This is a genomic window from Candidatus Pantoea persica (assembly GCF_013753875.1).
In the GTDB taxonomy this organism is placed as follows: domain Bacteria; phylum Pseudomonadota; class Gammaproteobacteria; order Enterobacterales; family Enterobacteriaceae; genus Pantoea; species Pantoea persica.
Genome location: NZ_SMDS01000002.1, coordinates 19,756 through 39,394 on the forward strand (window position 1 = coordinate 19,756; position 19,639 = coordinate 39,394).

Sequence of the window (19,639 nt, forward strand, 5' to 3'; positions counted from 1 at the left end):
TATCTCTGTCGCCCTTTTTTTCTGCCTGCGGCGGGTTAATCGTGCGCCACCGCGCTCTCGATGGTCAGCCGCACGTCGCTGGTCACCAGGTCGGCAAGAATATGCCAGGTGGCCTGCGTGTGCTCGATGTCAGCGTCGCCGGTATCGCTGATATAACCTTCGTCACGTAGCGTCAGCACCAACGTGGTAAATACCGCTTTATCAAAGAACTCTGGCGCATTGATGCCGTGCAGCACCGACAGACGCTGCGCCAGCATGCGGCTCTCTTTTTCCAGCGTGCCGCGGTTGATGGCGGGTTTCGCGCTGAGGATCGAGAAGGTGATGGCGAAGCGCTGCAGGGTTTCGCGGATGCCGGCAGCCAGCAACTGCAGCGCGCGAACGCGCGCGGCGGTATGGCGCAGCTGGCTGTCCTGAATGGTAATCAGTCCCTGGCGCGCCAGCTCCTGGCAAAGCGCGTTCAGCAGCTTGGGCAGCGCCTCCATATCCCAGCACAGGAACAGCTCGCTCTTCAGCATGGGATAAATCAGCTTCACCTGGCGCAGCAGTTCGGCTTCGCTAAGGTTCGGGTGCTGCTGGATAATCGCGGCGATCAGCGACGGCATCACCAGCATATGGTGAATGTTGTTGCGGTAGTAGGTCATCAGCACCGCCTGCTCGCGCGGTAGGATGATTATATCGCCGATATTGTCCTGCTTGGTCTCGAACTTGTTCATGCTCATGGCATGATCCAGCAGCGCCTCTGCGGAGAGCGGCGGCACCGTCGATTCCGGCGAGTAGGGCACATTGCGCAGCAGCTGAGTGTAGCACTCAAGCTGTTCGATCAGCTGCTCACGGGTTAGTGAGCGCTGACGTGAAGCGAGCAGCGCGGTGACGCACAGGTTCATCGCGTTGGCGGCGCCCGCTTCGTTGATGCGCACCATTAGACGCGCGGCAATGTCATTGACCGTCGGCGTCAGCCAGCTGGGACGCTGCGGCTCTATAGGATCGATGGCGTCGCGCCACTCCGGCACCCGCTTGTTCAGGTAGTTGACCAGCGGCAGCGGCTCGCCGAAGTTGACGTAGCCCTGGCCCAGGTTGCGCAGCTTACGCAGCCCGCGCACCATCTGCATAAAGCCTTCTTTCTCTTTCGCCGCGCCGCGCAGCTCTTTGGCGTAAGTGCCCACTTCCATAACGTGCTCATAGCCGATGTAGATCGGCACCAGCGTAATGGGGCGATTGCCGCCGCGCAGCATCGCCTGCAGTGTCATCGCCAGCGTGCCGGTTTTTGGATGGAGCAAGCGGCCGGTGCGCGAGCGCCCGCCCTCAACGAAATACTCCACCGAGTAGCCGCGGCTGAACAGCTCGCCCAGATATTCGCGGAATACGGTGGCGTAGAGCTTGTTGCCCTTGAAGGTACGGCGAATAAAGAAGGCGCCCAGACGGCGGAAAATCGGTCCGGCGGGCCAGAAGTTGAGGTTGATGCCCGCGGCGATATGCGGCGGCACCAGGCCCTGATGATAGAGCACATAGGAGAGCAGCAGATAGTCCATGTGGCTGCGATGGCAGGGAACATAGACGATCTCGTGGCCATCTTCCGCCAGCTGGCGCACGCGCTCGCCGCCGTTGACGTTGATGCCCTGATAGAGACGGCTCCACAACCAGCCCATTATGCGGTCGGTGACGCGGATCGCCTCGTAGGAGAAGTCGGCGGCAACCTCTTCCATCATTTCAACGGCGTTTTGCTGCGCCTTCTCATTGGAGAGCTTTTTGCTGCGCGCCTCTTCTTCCACCGCTTTTTCAATCGCCTTGGACTGCAGCAGCTTGTTGAAGAGATCCTGTCGCGCCGGCAGGCGCGGACCCACCGCCGCTAAACGCTGACGCGCGAAATGAATGCGCGCTAAGCGCGCCAGCTTCTGCGCAATGGTTTTATCGGTGCCGTGCTGCGTCGCCATCCAGCGCAGCGAGACGGTCGGGGAAAAGCGCACAAAGCTGTCGCGCCCGTGCCAGACGATGGCGAAGAACTTTTCCACGCCGTTCAGCTCGCGCAAGTACGGCGTATCGGCGCCCTGGACCTCGCGGCCCGGTGCGCGGCCGAACATCACCGATACCGGCAGCATCTGAATATCCAGCGCGGGATTGTTGCGGTGCAGATCGAGATACTCATGGAAAATCTTCACCGATTCCGTGCTGGGCACGAAACAGGGGAAGACGCGCGGGCCGTCATGAATAAAGACGTGACGCGGCAACAGCGTGCCGTCGATTTCCAGCGGCGAAAGCGGATCGGGCAAATTATGCCTGAGGCACTGCTGACGCAGCGTCATCAAATCCGCCTTGGAATCGTAAGGCAGCACGTACATAATCGGCCGCGTCGGATCCAGCCCATGTTCGGAAACGGGATCGGCCGGAATAGCCTTACTTTTCACCAAAACGGAAAGTGGTAAATTCAACAGTTTATAATAGAGTTTACGCCAACCTGACATAGACAACATGAAGCCTCTTGTTAGCAAAGCGCCGCAAGCATACCAGAAAGTGCTGCGAAGATCTGTGGTGGTGCCAAACGCACTTGGCCCAGACGTTGACGTTAAACGATTAAAAGGGTTCCCTCGCAATGGCAAGTAATACCACCGGTTTGCTCAGGATTATAAAGGCGGCAGGCTACTCGTGGCAGGGACTGCGCGCCGCCTGGCAGCATGAAGCCGCGTTCCGTCAGGAAGCGACGGCCGCCATTATCGCTATCGTCGTCGCCTGCTGGCTGGATGTGGATACCGTGTCGCGCATCCTGATGATCGGCTCGGTGGTGCTGGTTATCATCGTCGAAATCCTGAACAGCGCCATTGAAGCGGTGGTCGATCGCATTGGTCATAAGCGTCATCCGCTGGCGGGCAGGGCGAAGGATATGGGCTCCGCCGCCGTATTGCTGGCTATCATACTGGCGCTTTTCATCTGGATCGCGCTGCTCTGGTCGCATTTGCGGTAGGCCTTCCATAATTATCAGTCGGCAGCTTTGTACCGGAGTTTCGGTTTTTCATTTCGCCAATACCTATATATACTTACAGAGACTGTATAAACAACCAGGGGGCGGGATGAAAGCATTAACCATCAGGCAGCAACAGGTTTATGACCTGATTCGCGACCATATTAACCAGACTGGCATGCCGCCGACGCGCGCGGAAATCGCCTCGCAGCTGGGGTTCCGTTCCCCGAACGCCGCCGAAGAGCACCTGAAAGTGCTGGCGCGCAAAGGCGTCATTGAGATCGTTTCCGGCGCCTCGCGCGGCATTCGTCTGCTGATGGAAGAGGAAGAGTCGAACGGTCTGCCGCTGATCGGGCGCGTCGCCGCCGGTGAGCCGATGCTGGCGCAGAAACATATCGAAACCCACTACAAAATCGATCCGGATCTGTTTAAGCCTTCCGCCGATTTCCTGCTGCGCGTTTCCGGTATGTCGATGAAAGATATTGGCATTATGGATGGTGATCTGCTTGCTGTGCATAAGACGCAGGATGTACGCAACGGCCAGGTCGTCGTGGCGCGCATCGATGATGAAGTGATCGTGAAGCGCTGGAAAAAGCAGGGTTCCGTGGTGCATCTGCTGCCGGAAAACAACGACTTTCAGCCTATCGTTGTCGATACGCGCACCCAGTCGCTGACCGTTGAAGGTCTGGCGGTGGGCGTGGTCCGCAACGGCGAGTAGCTCTGATCCGCTGCCTTCAGGCGCCTGCATCGTTTTGTCAGGCGTCTGAACACCTCTCTCTCTTCTACTCTGCGGCATGGAGTCGCTGATGAGTCTCTTCACTGCGAAAGACAGACAACTCTGGCGGCTGGCGCTGCCGATGATTCTCTTCAATATCACCGTTCCGCTGCTTGGGCTGGTGGATACGGCTGTGATCGCCACTTTGACAGTCCCGTCGATCTAGGTGGCGTCGCGATTGGCGCTACCGCCACCAGCTTCGTCTTTATGCTGTTTCTGTTTATGAGCATGAGCACCACGGGCCTGACCGCGCAGGCGTTCGGCGCGCAGGACAGGCTGGCACTGGCGCGCGCCCTGACGCAGCCGCTGCTGACCGGCGCACTGTTTATTCTGCTGCGCGACTCGCTGGGCGCGCTGACGGGCAAGCTGGCGGGCGGCGACCCTGCGGTACTGGCGCAGGCGGCGCGCTTTATGTACATCCGCTGGCTCAGCGCGCCGGCGACGCTGGCGAATATGGTGCTGCTCGGCTGGCTGCTGGGCGTGCAGTATGCGCGTGTGCCGGTGCTGCTGCTGCTGGTCGGCAACGGTGTGAATATCCTGCTCGACCTTTGGCTGGTGCTGGGGTTGAAGTGGGGCGTGGCGGGCGCGGCGACATCAGCCGCTTGCTGCGCCTTAATCGCGACATCATGCTGCGCTCGCTGCTGGTGCAGTTTTGTTTCGCCTCGCTGACGTTGATCGGCGCCCGGCTGGGGCCGGAGATCGTCGCCGCCAACGCCGTGCTGCTGATGTTTATCACCTTTACGCCTATGCGGTCGAGGCCGTCTCCGGCGAAGCCTTCGGCGCGCGCGACGGCAGCTAGCTGCTCGACGTATGGCACGCGGCCTGCCGCCAGGCGGGGCTGGTAGTGCTGGCGTTCGCCCTGATCTACGCGCTGAGCGGCGAAGCGATTGCGGCGCTCGGCTACTTTCTGACGCTGCCGACGCTTCCCTGGCTTGGCAATCATGGCTTGTGGCTGGCGGTAACCGTGTTTCTCGCGCTGCGCGGCGTTTCGCTCTGGATCATCTGGCTGCGCGAATGGCGTCTGAATCGCTGGTTTAACAACTAATTAGCGCGAAAGTCGCCGTCCAGAACGCCCGCGCCGATACGGAACATTCTGTAATGCTCCGGCAGTTGTCGATTCGTCTACTATAATTAACCTACAAAAGCGCGATGCAGCAGCGCATTGTATTGTCGTATTGCCTTTAAATGGTGGTATGTAAAACTAAGGATGACGTGGAGGTCTATAATGAATAGATATGAAGCGAGCGGTAACGGGAAGCAGTTCAAAGGAAAATTTAAAGAGAAATGAGGCAAGCTGACTGACGACGATATGTAGGTTATCGAAGGTAAACGCGATCAGCTGGTCGGCAAAATTCAGGAACGCTACGGTTACGCAAAGGACGAGGCTGAAAAAGAAGTCTCCGACTGGGAAACCCATAACAAAGACTACCGCTGGTAATTCCCCCGTTCAGACCGATCTGAACAGACGGCACAGGGAAGTGCCGTTTAGCCTATTTTCCCGCGCTTTTTCCCTTCTGTCTCATGGTCATGGCTACAGCAGTCGTGATGCGTGCAGGCTTCCACTTCCGTACAGGCAACGCACAGCCCATGCGCCTCTATCACGCTGTGTCGTAGCGTAAACTGCACCTCGCCAGCCAGACTGCCAATGATCTTCTCAACGCCTTGCGCCTGCTTTTCCGTTACCGCCGCACAGCGATCGCACACCAGCATCACCGACGTATGTGCGGGCGCTTCAAAGTGATGACAAACCACATAGCTGTTGTTTAACTCCACGCGATGGATAAAGCCCTGCTTCAGGAGAAAATCGAGCGCGCGATAGACCGTGGGCGGTTTCGCCTGCGGCTCGCTGGCGCGTAGCCGACCCAGCAGATCATAGGCACTAATCGACCCGTGCTGCATCGCCATCAGGCGCAGCACTTCGGCGCGCTGCGTCGTCAGGCGCACCCCGCGCTGCAGGCACAGCTTCTCTGCCTGGGTCATGATTTGCTCTGGCGTCATTGTCGACATAGTGACTTCTCCCCAGGAAACGAGATGTTATTCTATCACAATAAATTTGCTCGCGCTGGCGCAGCTGCTTTTTTGCCACAGCTTTGATTTCCGCTTTTATTTTCATCGGATTAACGGCGAAAAACGCAGCCAGGCCTGAGATGCACCCATCAGATAGGGTCAGACTAATTAAGATAATTGTTAACATAACCGACATATTTCTTTAAAAATCAATAGTTTAAGCACTAATGTTCAATGGGCTTTAAGCAACCACTGGCCTTGATTTCCTTTATGAAGACCCCGCAAAACAATAAAAGCGTCGTTTTGCAGCAAAAGCATCCAATCCGGCGAATAAGAATGCTGTTTTGACTGAACTCACAGCAATGAATTGTTAGCCAGCGTTCACAATATCGCTAACAACAAATTCTGGTGATAAATGTTTTCCCGATCAAGGTGATGGCAGACAAATGGCAAATAAACACTCCCGGCGCGCTACGCTTTTATATCCGCTTGTTTTGAATTCGGTTTTCATTTCCTCTTCGGCCTTCGCAGTAGGTACCTGGTACAACACGCGCAATGACGCGATGGACGGCACCGGCGTCGCCTCCTCGACCTATGGCTCAGCGGTACTGGCGAACCCGGCGCTGATGACGCGGGCGCAGCCGGAAAACAACGTGGCAATTATTTTTCTCTTTGCCGGTTTGCAGATCACGGATAAAGACAACAAGATGGTGGATAAGGTCGATGACATCAGCGACACCGTCGATCGCTACAAAGACGTCATCAACAACCTGACCTGTCGCGACTACCTGAACGGCTATCCGCAGCTGAAAGCGGCGTCTGCCGATGTGGCGGACCAACTGCGCGGGCAACAAAGCTAACGCCAACGCGGGTGTGGCGCTGGCGGTAACTATGCCCAACGAGACGCTGCCATTCGCCTTTATCACCAAAGCCTACGGCACGGTGCATCTGCGCGCTGACGTCGCGCAGAGCGATATCGCCTACCTTGATGGTGTGGCCAACGGCACTACTATTCCCGCGCTGGGCAACCAGAATAACCTGCGCTCCAGCGCTCACGGCCTTTCTGCGCTGGTCACCGACTACGGCGTCGCGGTGGCGCACGAATTTAGCGTAGCGGGCCATCCGGTTTCGCTGGGCGTGACGCCGAAGATCCAGAAAACCTGGCTCTATAACTATTCCGCCAGCATCTACAACTACGACAAGAATGACTTTAACGGCAGCCGCTACCGCAACGACAATACTGGCTTTTAACATCGATGCCGGCTTAGCGACGCCGCTGGGCGACAACTGGACGCTGGGCGTTACTGGCCTGAATCTGGTGTCGCGCGATTTGCAGACCAAAGAGACCAACAGCTATCGTGATACCTATCAGATCCGTCCGCTGGTGACGTCTGGCCTGTCATGGAGCAGCGGGCCGTTTACCGCCGCGCTGGACGTGGATTTAACGGAGACGAAGCGTTTTAAGTCGCAGGCGAATAGCCAGTACGCGGGCGTCGGCGGCGAATGTCGCGTGCTGGACTGGCTGGCGCTGTACGCCGGCTACCGCGCGGATATGAAATCGGCCGATGAGAATGTCTTCACCGCTGGCTTCGGCCTGGCGCTGTTCAACAATGCGGTGCATCTGGATTTGGCCGTCTCGGTGGGCGACAACAATACCTGGGGCGCGATGATGCAGCTCGGCTTTAATTTCTGATCGGCCTTGCCATCGGGGAGAAATCGGGCAACGCGCAATCGCCCGGCACCCCGTAAATGTGTTATCCTTGCGCAGATTATCACCACCCTTAACGGATTTTCTGCGCTTCATGAGCAACTCTTTTTCCTCGCAATGCTTTTCCATCGCGCCCATGCTCGACTGGACCGACAGATACTGTCGCTATTTTCATCGTCAGCTGACCGGCGATACGCTGCTCTACACAGAAATGGTGACCTCGGGCGCCATTATTCACGGCAAGGGCGACTATCTGGCCTACAGCGAGGCGGAGCATCCGGTTGCGCTGCAGCTGGGTGGCAGCGATCCGGCGGCGCTGGCGCAGTGCGCGAAGCTGGCGCAGGCGCGCGGCTACGATGAAATCAACCTTAACGTCGGTTGCCCGTCGGACCGCGTGCAAAACGGCCGTTTCGGCGCCTGCCTGATGGGTGAAGCGTCGCTGGTCGCCGAGTGTATCGACGCTATGCGTCAGGTCGTCGATATTCCGGTAACGGTCAAAACCCGCATCGGCATTGACGAGCAGGACAGCTATGCATTTTTAGTCGATTTCGTCTCTACCGTGGCGCAGCGCGGCGGCTGCGATACCTTTATTATTCACGCGCGCAAAGCCTGGCTCTCCGGCCTCAGTCCAAAAGAGAACCGCGAGATCCCGCCACTCGACTACCCGCGCGTCTACCAGCTCAAGCGCGATTTCCCGCAGCTGACCATCGCCATTAACGGTGGGGTAAAGTCGCTGGAAGAGTCCAAAACGCACCTGCAGCATCTGGACGGCGTGATGATGGGGCGCGAAGCGTATCAGAATCCCGGCCTGCTGGCGCAGGTGGACCGCGAGCTGTTCGGCCGCGATACGCCGGCCGTTGATCCGGTGGTGGCGGTGCGCGCCATGTACCCTTATATCGAAGCGGAGCTGGCGAAGGGCACCTATCTGGGCCATATCACACGCCATATGCTCGGTCTGTTCCAGGGGATTCCCGGCGCGCGCCAGTGGCGTCGACACCTGAGCGAGAACGCCCACAAGCCGGGCGCCGGCGTGCGTGTGCTCGAAGCGGCGCTGGCGCTGGTGGCTGACAAGAAGCCCGACCGCCCGTAAAGCCAGCCCGCAAGCTGTTTTTTTACACCATAAAACGGCGAATTTCACTATCTCTTCCCGCGGCGCGCAGGCTATTTATGCTAGATATCAGTGCTTTATAATATGGCACGCTTCTTGTAATAACGCTGTTGAAATAACAAAAGTTGCCATAACAAGAGGAGTTGCCAAGTGGAAATTTTATTCTTTCTAAGCTTTTTTGTGATGCTGATGGTCACCGGCGTCTCGCTGCTGGGGGTACTGGCGGCGCTGCTGGTAGCAACGGCGCTGATGATGGTCGGCGGGCTGTTCGTTTTTATAATCAAACTTTTGCCGTGGCTGCTGCTGGCGCTGGCCGCCGTCTGGCTTTATCGCACCGTCGCCGGCGACGATCGCGTACGCGCACAGCGGAAGCTGCGCTGCAAAATCAGCAGGTTAGATCGCCGTCGCGGCTATTAATTGCGGGCGCGATCACAGAGTGACAGATTGCTTATGCCGGTTTTGCAATTAAACATATTATTTACTTATGATGTTTTCTGCCAAGATGGTCGCCGTTGAGTCGACATGAATTCATCGCCGCTGTCCCTACACCAGCGCAAACGATAAAAGAAAAGGGGCTTCCTTCGGGAAGCCCCATTTGCATTCTGGCCTCAGGGGATTAGCAGGCTGGAGCCCTGCGTGCTGTGGCTCTCCAGCGTCTGATGCGTCCGCGCTGCCTTTTTCAACAGTAATTTCTGCGGCTCAGGCACCTCGATCTTGATAGCGCCGCTGGCCAGCAGCGAGAAGAGATCGTTGCTTGCCTGCTCCAGCTCTTCACGATTGGTGATATAGCCGTAGAGCGACGGCCGCGTCACGAACAGCGAGCCTTTTTAATTAAGAATGTTTAAATCAATGCCGGTCACCGGTCTGGAAGCATTACCAAAATTCACCATCAGTCCCTGGCGGCGCAGCGAATCCAGCGACGCTTCCCAGGTGTCTTTGCCCACCGAGTCGTAAACCACCGCCTTTTTTGCCGTCGGTCAGCTGGCTGACGCGCTCGGCGATATTCTCTTCACGGTACACGGTAATTAATGGTTGCCTAGGCACCCGCCGTTTTCGCGCGCTCCGCCTTTTCCGCCGAGCCGACGGTGCCGATCAGGTGCGCGCTGAGCGCCTTCGCCCACTGACAGGCGATCAGGCCGACGCCGCCGGCCGCGGCGTGGAACAGAAACAGCTCATCCGGCTTCACCTGATAGGTCTGGCGCAGCAGATAGTGCACCGTCAGCCCCTTAAGAAAGCTGGCGGCCGCCTGTTCGAAGCTGATGGCGTCCGGCAGTAGCATCAGACGATCCTCCGCCACGTTATGCTGCTCGCTGTAGGCGCCCAGCGCCGCCTGGCAGTAGATCACGCGATCGCCCGGCTTGAAGTGCGTCACCTCGGCGCCCACGCGCTTCACTACGCCCGCCGCCTCGGTGCCGAATCCGGAAGGCAGGCTGGCGACCGGATAGAGCTCGCTGCGTATATTAGGTATCGATATATTTGATGCCGATAGCCCGGTTTTCGACCTGTACTTCGCGTTCAGCAGGATCGGCGGGATCGACCTCTACCCATTGCAATACCTTAGGTCCGCCCGGCGCGGTGAACTGAATACGCTTTGCCATTTTTACTCCAGTGATTGTTCAACTGATTGTTCAACATGAGGCGTGAGAGGCGCGCCGCCATAAGGTATACTGGCGCGTCCCCTCAGAAGATCGGTATTGCACTCGCTATGGCAGGAAATAAACCCACCAACAAATTGAACGACACGCCCGACCGGCAGCTGGAAGGTATTAAAATGCCGCCGCATTCGATTGAAGCGGAGCAGTCGGTGCTGGGTGGGTTGATGCTGGATAACGAGCGCTGGGATAACGTTTCCGAGCGCGTCGTGGCAGAGGATTTCTTTAACCGTTCGCATCGCCTGATTTTCTCCGAAATGCAGCGTCTGCTGGAGACGGGTCAGCCTATCGACCTGATCACCCTCTCTGAATCGCTGGAGACGCGTGGAGAGCTGGAAATGGTGGGCGGATTCGCCTATCTGGCTGAGCTGGCGAAAAACACTCCCAGCGCGGCGAACATCGGCGCCTACACGGATATCGTGCGCGAACGCGCAGTGGTGCGCGAGATGATCTCGGTGGCGAACCAGATCGCCGACGCGGGCTACGATCCGCAGGGGCGCAACAGTGACGAGCTGCTCGACTTCGCCGAATCCAACGTATTTAAAATCGCCGAGTCGCGCGCTAACAAAGACGAAGGGCCGAAGAACATCCAGGAAGTGATGGAGGCCACGGTGTCACGCATCGAATCGCTGGTTTCCACGCCGCACGACGGCGTCACCGGCGTCGATACCGGCTATCAGGATCTGAATAAAAAGACGGCGGGACTGCAGCCGTCGGATCTGATTGTCGTCGCGGCGCGTCCCTCAATGGGTAAAACCACCTTCGCCATGAACCTGTGCGAAAACGCCGCTATGCTGCACGACAAGCCGGTGCTGATCTTCAGCCTGGAGATGCCCAGCGAGCAGATCATGATGCGTATGCTGGCATCGCTGTCGCGCGTGGATCAGACGCGCATCCGTACCGGCCAGCTGGATGACGAAGACTGGGCGCGTATCTCCGGCACCATGGGCATTCTGCTGGAGAAGAAGAATATGTATATCGACGACTCTTCCGGCCTGACGCCCACCGAAGTGCGCTCGCGCGCGCGTCGCGTATTCCGCGAAAACGGCGGGCTGAGCATGATTATGATCGACTACCTGCAGCTGATGCGCGTGCCGGCGCTTTCCGACAACCGCACGCTGGAGATCGCCGAGATCTCCCGCTCGCTCAAGGCGCTGGCGAAAGAGCTGAACGTGCCGGTGGTGGCGCTGTCGCAGCTGAACCGCTCGCTGGAACAGCGCGCCAATAAGCGTCCGGTTAACTCCGATCTGCGTGAGTCAGGCTCCATCGAGCAGGACGCCGACCTGATTATGTTTATCTACCGCGACGAGGTTTACCACGAGAACAGCGATCTGAAAGGCATGGCTGAAATTATTCTCGGCAAGCAGCGTAACGGCCCCATCGGCACGGTGCGCCTGACCTTCAACGGCCAGTGGTCGCGCTTCGACAACTATGCCGGTCCCACCTACGACGACGAATAGCCGCTCCCTAAGGCATGCGCGATCTGTGCATGCCGCCTCGCATCATAAGAAAATAGTGTTGGACAACCTCGCCGTTTATCGGGTTATCTGTACCACAGCGTATGACTAAGCTTGGAAGCAGCATGACTCACGTAGATGATTACGACCTGAAAATTCTGACTTTATTACAATCCAACGGCCGCTTAACCAATCAGGAGCTGAGCGATTTAGTGGGTTTGTCCGCCTCGCAATGTTCACGTCGCCGCATCAATCTGGAACAGGCGAATCTGATCCTCGGCTACCATGCGCGGCTGTCGCCCGACGCGATTGGCCTGGGGATAGTTGGGCTGATTGAGGTGCGGCTGATAAACCACACCGCCGAATATGTCGATAGCTTTTACCGCATGGTGGAGCAGGAAGAGGCGATAGTCGACGCCTACAAAATCACCGGCGACGCAGACTATCTGCTGAAGGTGGCAGTGGCAGATCTCGCCTCGCTGAGCGCCTTGATCAGCCAGTTGGTGGCAGGCCACAAAAGCGTGTCGCACGTTAAAACCTCGGTGGTGCTGGGCCGCCTGAAAGAGAACGGGCTGATGATGATAGCCGAGCACGGAATGCGCCAAAATAGTGCATGATGTGCTTATTGGGTGCAAAGAAAGCGCGTTCAATGCAAAGAACAAGCACTGCATAGCAAATTTATACACGAAGTAACGGAGAAATCCGTAAAGAGTGCACAAAAAAGAGCAAGAAAAGCGCCTTAGTTATCAACTAGATATTCGTTGGTACCTGCCGCCGCGCCGTTGAGGGCGGCGGTATGGTGCGCTTTTTGCATCAAACCGGCAACTTTTCCGGTTTGACTGCAATGAGAACGCTCCATGGATAACGTCGTAACACCCGTTCGTATTCCCCATTCCCGTATCGAAGATGCGCTGGCGCTCCTGCTCAGCACGCTGATGGTATCCTTTGGCGTCATCATGCTGAAGCAGGCAGGCGCGCTGACCGGCAGTAGCGCCGGCATCGCCTTTTTAATCAGCTACCTGTCGCCGCTGTCGTTCGGCAGCGCCTTCTTCCTGATCAACCTGCCGTTTTACTGGCTGGCGATGCGGCGTATGGGATGGGCATTCACCCTGAAAACCTTCTGCGCTGTGGGGCTGGTATCGCTGTTTACCCACCTGCATCCGCTGTTCGTGCATTTTTCCGCGCTCAATCCCTTTTATGCGACACTGTTCGGTAACGTCATCATGGGCATTGGGTTTATAGTGTTGTTTCGTCATAAAGCCAGCCTGGGCGGCATCAATATCCTGGCACTGTGGCTGCAGGATCGTATCGGACTGTGCGCAGGGAAACTGCAAATGGCCATCGATACCTGCGTGGTGCTGGCGTCGCTGTTTGTGGTCAGCATGCCGATGTTGCTGGCGTCCATCGCGGGCGCGGTGATCCTCAACCTGATTATCGCCATGAACCATCGTCCCGGCCGTTATCAGGTTTAACGCTGCATACACAACTGATTATTACGACCATTTCTGGAGATCTACACCGTGTTTCGAAACGTTGACGCCTACGCCGGCGACCCGATTCTGTCGCTGATGGAAGCCTTCAAGCAGGACCCGCGCGACAATAAAGTGAATCTCAGCATCGGCCTCTATTACGACGAAAAGGGAATTATTCCTCAGCTGCAGGCGGTCGCTGCCGCAGAAGAGCAGCTGAAGGCCGAGCCGCAGCAGGCGTCGCTCTACCTGCCGATGGAAGGGCTCAACGCCTACCGCAACGCCATCGCGCCACTGCTGTTCGGCGCCGAACATCCGCTGCTGAAGGCGGGCCGTATCGCGTCGATTCAGACGCTGGGCGGCTCCGGCGCGTTGAAAGTGGGTGCGGACTTTCTCAAGCGCTACTTCCCCGATTCGGGCGTATGGGTCAGCGATCCCACCTGGGACAACCATGTCGCGATCTTCAACGGCGTGGGCTTCGAGGTGAAGACCTATCCGTGGTACGACGCGCAGACCAACGGCGTTAAATTCGATGCCTTCCTTAGTGCGCTGCAGGCCTTGCCAAAGCAGAGTATCGTGCTGCTGCATCCCTGCTGCCACAATCCCACCGGCGCCGATTTTACCGACGCACAGTGGGACCAGACCGTTGAGGTGCTAAAGGCGCAGGAGCTGATTCCGTTCCTGGATATCGCCTATCAGGGCTTCGGCGCGGGCATGGAAGCGGACGCCTATGCGATTCGCGCCATCGTCGCGGCCGGTCTGCCTGCGCTGGTCAGCAACTCCTTCTCGAAAATCTTCTCGCTCTATGGCGAACGCGTCGGCGGGCTCTCTGTGGTCTGCGACAGCGCCGAAGAGGCGAGCTGCGTGCTCGGCCAGCTGAAGGCCACTGTGCGCCGTAACTACTCCAGCCCGCCGAACTTCGGCGCGCAGGTGGTGGCGCGCGTCCTCAACAACGAGGCGCTGAAGGCCAGCTGGCTGGCGGAAGTGGAAGCGATGCGCCTGCGCATTATCGCCATGCGTAAAACGCTGGTGGACGTGCTGAGCACCGCGCTGCCCGGCAAAAACTTCGATTACCTGCTGCAACAGCGCGGCATGTTCAGCTATACCGGCCTTAGCGCGCAGCAGGTCGATCGCCTGCGCAACGAGTTCGGCATCTACCTGGTCTGCAGCGGGCGCATCTGCGTGGCTGGCCTGAACAATAACAACGTGCATCAGGTGGCACAGGCGTTTGCCGCCGTCATGTAATCCCGCTGTTATTTACCACGGCACGTATTTCCCCTTATAAACTGTCGGCGCAGGCCGGCGGTTTTTTTGCCTGCAGGTTTACCTTTGCCTGACTTCTTGCACACTTAAACGGTGTAACCAACTCAGGAAAAAGGCATGTGGCATCAGCAAACGTCACGCTCGGTGAGAAATCACGCGGTTTTCATCTGGCACCGATGAGATCCTCAGCCAAATCCCGGCGCTGGCGTAGAGCCAGACCGGACTGCTCCATGTGCTGTTACAGCACACCTCGGCCTCTCTGACGCTGAACGAGAACTGCGACCCGACCGTGCGCAGCGATATGGAGCAGCACTTTATGCGCCAGGTGCCGGAGCAGGCGCCTTATCAGCACGATTACGAGGGACGCGACGATATGCCGGCGCATATCAAATCCTCTACGCCGGGCGTCTTGCTGCTGCTGCCAGTACAACGTGGAAAGTTAGTGCTGGGCACCTGCGGGGCATCTGGCTGGGCGAACACCGCATTCACGTCGGCGCGCGGCGCATGGTCGCCACTCTACAAAGGGAAACGAAATGAATACGTCAGATCTGCTGATCTACTGCATGAGCAAGCCGGACGCAGAGCAGAGCGTCCACAGCGACTGGAAAGCAACGCAAATCAAAAGCGGCAGCGTGCTGTTCGCGATGGTGCATGAGGTGAAAGGGCATCCAGCCGTCTCGCTGAAGACGACGCCCGCGCTGGCGGAGCTGCTGCGCGAGGAGCACAGCGATGTCATTCCCAGCGAGCATCTCAATAAAACCCACCGGAGCACGCTGCTGCTGGACGGTTCGCTAAAAGATTCACAGATCTACTATCTGATGGATACGTCTTATCAGCAGGCCGACGCGACCCGCGCGGCGGGGATGTGGCAGGAAAAGCGCAGCGCGCGGGGCCGGTCGCCGTGCGCGCTGTTGGGATTACGCTGCCGCTTCGTCGCGCAGCGTGTTGATATGGATAACAAAGTGGTACTTTACGTCGCTTTTCAGCATGCGTTCGTAGGCTTCGTTAATTTGATGCATGGCGATCAGTTCGATATCTAAGGTGATGTCGTGCTTGCCGCAGAAATCGAGCATCTCCTGCGTTTCGGCGATGCCACCGATCAGCGAGCCGGCAATGCTGCGGCGCTGGGTGATCGTGCTCCGGCGCGCCCACCAGCGTCATATTGCCGTCGCGCTTCAGCAGGGCGATAAAGGGGTTGAGATCGTGCTGCGCCGCCACGGTGTTGAGGATAAAGTCGAAGCTGTTGACGTGCTGCGCCATCTGATCCGCATCCTTCGACACCACCACTTCATCCGCGCCAAGGCGTTTGCCATCTTCGATTTTTGACGCAGAGGTAGTGAACAGCACCACATGCGCGTCCATGGCTTGCGCAATCTTCACGCTCATATGGCCAAGGCCGCCCAGCCCGACGATGCCGACTTTTTTGCCCGGACCGACGTTCTAGTGGCGCAGCGGCGAGTAGGTTGTGATACCCGCACACAGCAGCGGCGCGACGCCCGCCAGCTCGAGGTTTTCCGGCACGCGCAGCACGAAGTTTTCATCGACGACCACCGCAGTCGAGTAGCCGCCGTAGGTACGTCGCCGGTTTCGCGATCCTGGCCGTTGTAGGTGCCGACGAAGCCGACTTCGCAATACTGCTCCAGCCCTTCTTGACAGCTCGGACAGCTGCGGCAGGAGTCCGACCATACAGCCGACGCCGACCAGATCGCCTACTTTTATATTTGCTGGCTTGGTCGCCGACGGCGGTGACGCGGCCGACAATTTCATGTTCCGGCACCACTGGAAAAAGGGTATTTTTCCACTCGTTGCGGGCCTGATGCAGGTCTGAGTGGCAGACGCCGCAGAACAGTACTTCAATCTGGACATCATGCGCGCGTAGCGCGCGCGGGGTGTAATTGAAGGGCGCCAGGTTCGATTTCGCGTCCTGAGCAGCATAGGCGTGCGTAATATTCATGGTGTCTCCCGTTTCGGTGTGTCGTGATGAGATCAATGTGTGCGGCGCAAAGGGCGCGCCGACAAGAGCGCGCGGCCAGAGGACCCTGCCAGTGAGGAACGCTTAAAAGCATAGTCACAGAACGTCAGCGCGACTATGCCTATACATGCATGAATCTTGCCTGATTCTGTTTTTATCAGCGGGAATATGCAGTAACAGAAAGGCCCGCTTGCGGCGGGCCTTTTAAGATTAGCAGTGCGCCAGTCGCTGCTGGCGCACTTGCGCTTCTGCTATTTCGCTAACAGCGGCTTCAGGAAGCGCGCGGTATGCGATTTCTCGCACTCCGCCACGGTTTCCGGGGTGCCGGCGATCAGGATCTCGCCGCCGCTGCCGCCGCCTTCCGGGCCAAGATCGACAATCCAGTCGGCGGTCTTGATCACGTCCAGATTATGCTCAATCACCACGATGGTATTGCCCTGGTCGCGCAGCTGATGCAGCACTTCCAGCAGCTGGGCAATATCGGCGAAGTGCAGGCCGGTGGTTGGCTCATCGAGAATATAGAGTGTCTGGCCGGTGCCGCGCTTCGACAGCTCGCGCGCCAGCTTGACGCGCTGCGCTTCACCGCCAGAGAGCGTGGTCGCCGACTGGCCGAGGCGAATATAGGGGAGGCCCACATCCATCAGGGTCTGTAGCTTACGCGCTAGCGCGGGCACCGCGTCGAAGAACTCGCGCGCCTCTTCGATGGTCATCTCCAGCACTTCGTGGATGCTCTTGCCTTTGTATTTAATCTCCAGCGTTTCGCGGTTGTAGCGCTTGCCTTTGCACTGATCGCAGGGCACGTAGATATCGGGCAGAAAGTGCATCTCTACCTTCAATACGCCGTCGCCCTGACAGGCTTCACAGCGGCCGCCGCGCACGTTAAAGCTGAAGCGGCCAGGATTGTAGCCGCGCGAACGCGCTTCCGGCACGCCGGCAAACAGCTCACGTACCGGCGTAAAGATGCCGGTATAGGTCGCCGGGTTAGAGCGCGGCGTGCGGCCGATCGGGCTCTGGTCAATATCGATCACCTTATCGAAGTGCTCCAGACCGCTGATATCGCGATAGGGCGCCGCTTCGCCGGTGGTCGCGCCGTTCAGCTGGCGCTGCGCGAGCGGGAACAGCGTGTCGTTGATCAGCGTCGATTTGCCTGAGCCGGAGACGCCGGTAATGCAGGTAAACAGCCCGACCGGCAGCGTCAGCGTCACATTTTTCAGGTTGTTGCCGTGCGCGCCGCTCAGCTTCAGCGTCTTCGACGGTTCGCCCTTCACGCGCTCTTTCGGCACTGCAATCTCGCGCTTGCCGCTGAGGAACTGGCCGGTCAGCGACTCTTCCACCGCCATGATCTCATGCACAGTGCCTTCCGCTACGATCTGCCCGCCGTGCACGCCCGCGCCGGGGCCGATGTCGATTACGTGATCCGCCGCGCGGATAGCGTCTTCGTCATGCTCCACCACGATCACGGTGTTGCCAAGATCGCGCAGATGGATCAGGGTGCTGAGAAGGCGTTCATTGTCGCGTTGGTGCAGGCCGATAGAAGGCTCATCCAGCACGTACATCACGCCTACCAGACCGGCGCCGATCTGGCTCGCCAGACGGATGCGCTGCGCTTCGCCGCCGGAAAGCGTCTCCGCAGAGCGCGACATCGACAGGTAGTTCAGGCCGACGTTGACCAGGAAGCTAAGGCGATCGCCAATCTCTTTCAGCACTTTTTCGGCGATTTTGGCTCGCTGGCCGCTCAGCTTCAGGTTGAGGAAGAAATCCATTGCATGACCGATGCTCATATCGGAGATGGTCGGCAGATTGGTGTTTTCCACAAACACGTGGCGCGCTTCGAGGCGCAGGCGCGTGCCTTCGCAGCTGGTACAGGCGCGGTTGCTGATAAATTTGGCCAGATCTTCGCGTACCGCTGTCGATTCCGTCTCTTTGTAGCGGCGCTCCATATTGTGCAGCACGCCTTCGAACGGATGACGACGCACCGAGGTGTCGCCGCGATCGTTGATGTATTTAAATTCGATGCTCTCTTTGCCAGAGCCGTAAAGGATCACCTGCTGCGCTTTGTCGCTCAGGGTGTTGAACGGCGCTTCGACGTCGAAATCGAGATGCTCCGCCAGCGAACGCAGCATCTGGAAATAGTAAAAGTTACGGCGGTCCCAGCCGCGGATGGCGCCGCCGGCCAGCGACAGTTCGCCGTTCTGCACCACGCGATCGGGATCGAAATATTGCTGTACGCCTAGGCCGTCGCAGGTCGGGCAGGCGCCCGCCGGGTTGTTGAACGAGAACAGGCGCGGTTCCAGCTCGCGCATGCTGTAGCCGCAAATCGGGCAGGCGAAATTGGCGGAGAAGAACAGTTCTTCCGCCTCGGCGTCGTCCATATCGGCGACGACCGCGGTGCCGCCGGACAGATTTAGCGCGGTTTCAAACGACTCGGCGAGTCGCGTCGCCAGATCCTCGCGCACCTTAAAGCGATCGATGACCACCTCTATGGTGTGCTTTTTCTGCAGCTCCAGCTTCGAAGGATCGGAGAGATCGCACACTTCGCCGTCGATGCGCGCGCGGATGTACCCCTGCGCAGCTAGGTTCTCCAGCGTTTTGGTGTGCTCGCCCTTGCGATCTTTCACCACCGGCGCCAGCAGCATCAGGCGACGGCCTTCACCCTGCGCCAACACGTTATCCACCATCTGGCTGACGGTTTGCGCCGCCAGTGGCACGTCGTGATCCGGGCAGCGCGGCTCGCCGACGCGGGCGAACAGCAGACGCAGATAGTCGTAGATCTCGGTGATGGTGCCGACCGTCGAACGGGGGTTGTGTGAAGTGGACTTCTGCTCGATCGAGATAGCGGGCGACAGACCTTCGATATGGTCGACGTCCGGCTTCTCCATCAAGGAGAGAAACTGACGCGCATAGGCAGAGAGCGACTCGACGTAACGGCGCTGACCTTCCGCATAGAGCGTATCAAACGCCAGAGAGGATTTGCCGGAGCCTGACAGGCCGGTCACTACTATGAGTTTGTCGCGAGGGATGATCAGGTTGATGTTTTTCAAATTATGGGTGCGGGCACCACGAACTTCGATCTTATCCATTCACCTTTCCCGGATTAAGCAGCACGCTCTGTGTCCTTGTGACACGATTTAGCGTAAACACGATATTATGGCACAAAAAATAGACTGATTAAATATCCAGTATTTTGGGCTTTATGGGTGTAAAATGAGCACTTCTGCGAGCCGGCTCGAAAGTGGGATCGCTCGGCAGGACGTGGTAGAATTTATCATTTAGAC

General features: G+C 58.1%; 11 protein-coding genes and 7 pseudogenes. 13 read left to right on the top strand and 5 right to left on the bottom strand.

Annotation, left to right across the window (positions count from 1 at the left end; all coding sequences use genetic code 11):
- Positions 1–35: 35 nt before the first annotated feature.
- Entirely contained in the window at positions 36–2,459 is a 2,424-nt protein-coding gene (gene plsB / locus EIO60_RS00730; RefSeq protein WP_258575652.1) for a glycerol-3-phosphate 1-O-acyltransferase PlsB, read from the bottom strand.
- A 128-nt stretch (positions 2,460–2,587) separates the two neighbouring features.
- On the opposite strand from plsB, the gene EIO60_RS00735 reads away from it, so the two are divergent.
- From EIO60_RS00735 to EIO60_RS00750, 4 genes and pseudogenes are all read left to right on the top strand, one after another.
- A complete protein-coding gene (locus EIO60_RS00735) occupies positions 2,588–2,956 on the top strand; it encodes a diacylglycerol kinase (RefSeq protein ID WP_258575614.1) in 369 nt (122 codons plus the stop codon).
- Between the two features lie 106 nt (positions 2,957–3,062).
- Positions 3,063–3,671, top strand: a complete 609-nt coding sequence (gene lexA / locus EIO60_RS00740) for a transcriptional repressor LexA (RefSeq protein WP_258575615.1) — start codon at positions 3,063–3,065, stop codon at positions 3,669–3,671.
- Between the two features lie 88 nt (positions 3,672–3,759).
- Positions 3,760–4,773 (top strand): annotated as a pseudogene (locus EIO60_RS00745) (MATE family efflux transporter).
- A gap of 180 nt (positions 4,774–4,953) precedes the next feature.
- Positions 4,954–5,166: pseudogene (locus EIO60_RS00750) on the top strand (CsbD family protein).
- A 47-nt stretch (positions 5,167–5,213) separates the two neighbouring features.
- On the opposite strand, the gene zur reads toward EIO60_RS00750, so the two are convergent.
- A complete protein-coding gene (zur, locus tag EIO60_RS00755) occupies positions 5,214–5,735 on the bottom strand; it encodes a zinc uptake transcriptional repressor Zur (protein WP_258575616.1) in 522 nt (173 codons plus the stop codon).
- 446 nt (positions 5,736–6,181) lie between these two features.
- Here zur and EIO60_RS00760 point away from each other — a divergent pair.
- The 3 genes and pseudogenes from EIO60_RS00760 to pspG all read left to right on the top strand — a co-directional run bounded on the left by EIO60_RS00760 (position 6,182) and on the right by pspG (position 8,968).
- A pseudogene (locus tag EIO60_RS00760) lies at positions 6,182–7,428 on the top strand (conjugal transfer protein TraF).
- Positions 7,429–7,537: 109 nt separating this feature from the next.
- On the top strand, positions 7,538–8,533 hold the full coding sequence (gene dusA / locus EIO60_RS00765) for a tRNA dihydrouridine(20/20a) synthase DusA (RefSeq protein WP_258575617.1): 996 nt from the start codon (positions 7,538–7,540) through the stop codon (positions 8,531–8,533).
- 168 nt (positions 8,534–8,701) lie between these two features.
- The gene (gene pspG, locus EIO60_RS00770) at positions 8,702–8,968 is read left to right on the top strand and encodes an envelope stress response protein PspG (protein ID WP_258575618.1); all 267 of its coding nucleotides are present in this window, start codon (positions 8,702–8,704) and stop codon (positions 8,966–8,968) included.
- A gap of 191 nt (positions 8,969–9,159) precedes the next feature.
- On the opposite strand, the pseudogene EIO60_RS00775 reads toward pspG, so the two are convergent.
- Positions 9,160–10,149 (bottom strand): annotated as a pseudogene (locus EIO60_RS00775) (quinone oxidoreductase).
- A gap of 107 nt (positions 10,150–10,256) precedes the next feature.
- Here EIO60_RS00775 and dnaB point away from each other — a divergent pair.
- From dnaB to EIO60_RS00805, 6 genes and pseudogenes are all read left to right on the top strand, one after another.
- Positions 10,257–11,663: a replicative DNA helicase gene (gene dnaB / locus EIO60_RS00780; RefSeq protein WP_258575619.1), complete on the top strand. Its 1,407-nt coding sequence runs from the start codon at positions 10,257–10,259 to the stop codon at positions 11,661–11,663.
- A 122-nt stretch (positions 11,664–11,785) separates the two neighbouring features.
- Complete coding sequence (locus EIO60_RS00785; protein WP_258575620.1) at positions 11,786–12,277, top strand: Lrp/AsnC family transcriptional regulator; 492 nt, start codon at positions 11,786–11,788, stop codon at positions 12,275–12,277.
- 240 nt (positions 12,278–12,517) lie between these two features.
- Positions 12,518–13,132, top strand: coding sequence for a YitT family protein (locus tag EIO60_RS00790; protein WP_258575621.1), 615 nt, complete (start codon positions 12,518–12,520; stop codon positions 13,130–13,132).
- A gap of 48 nt (positions 13,133–13,180) precedes the next feature.
- The gene (locus EIO60_RS00795) at positions 13,181–14,374 is read left to right on the top strand and encodes an amino acid aminotransferase (protein WP_258575622.1); all 1,194 of its coding nucleotides are present in this window, start codon (positions 13,181–13,183) and stop codon (positions 14,372–14,374) included.
- Between the two features lie 135 nt (positions 14,375–14,509).
- Positions 14,510–14,929: pseudogene (locus EIO60_RS00800) on the top strand (secondary thiamine-phosphate synthase enzyme YjbQ).
- Positions 14,926–15,246: pseudogene (locus EIO60_RS00805) on the top strand (MmcQ/YjbR family DNA-binding protein); the annotation flags it as partial. The pseudogenes EIO60_RS00800 and EIO60_RS00805, both read left to right, overlap by 4 nt.
- A 63-nt stretch (positions 15,247–15,309) precedes the next feature.
- Here the strand turns inward: EIO60_RS00805 and EIO60_RS00810 are convergent.
- Positions 15,310–16,346, bottom strand: a pseudogene (locus EIO60_RS00810) (NAD(P)-dependent alcohol dehydrogenase).
- A 269-nt stretch (positions 16,347–16,615) separates the two neighbouring features.
- Entirely contained in the window at positions 16,616–19,444 is a 2,829-nt protein-coding gene (gene uvrA / locus EIO60_RS00815) for an excinuclease ABC subunit UvrA (RefSeq protein WP_258575623.1), read from the bottom strand.
- Between the last annotated feature and the right edge of the window lie 195 nt (positions 19,445–19,639).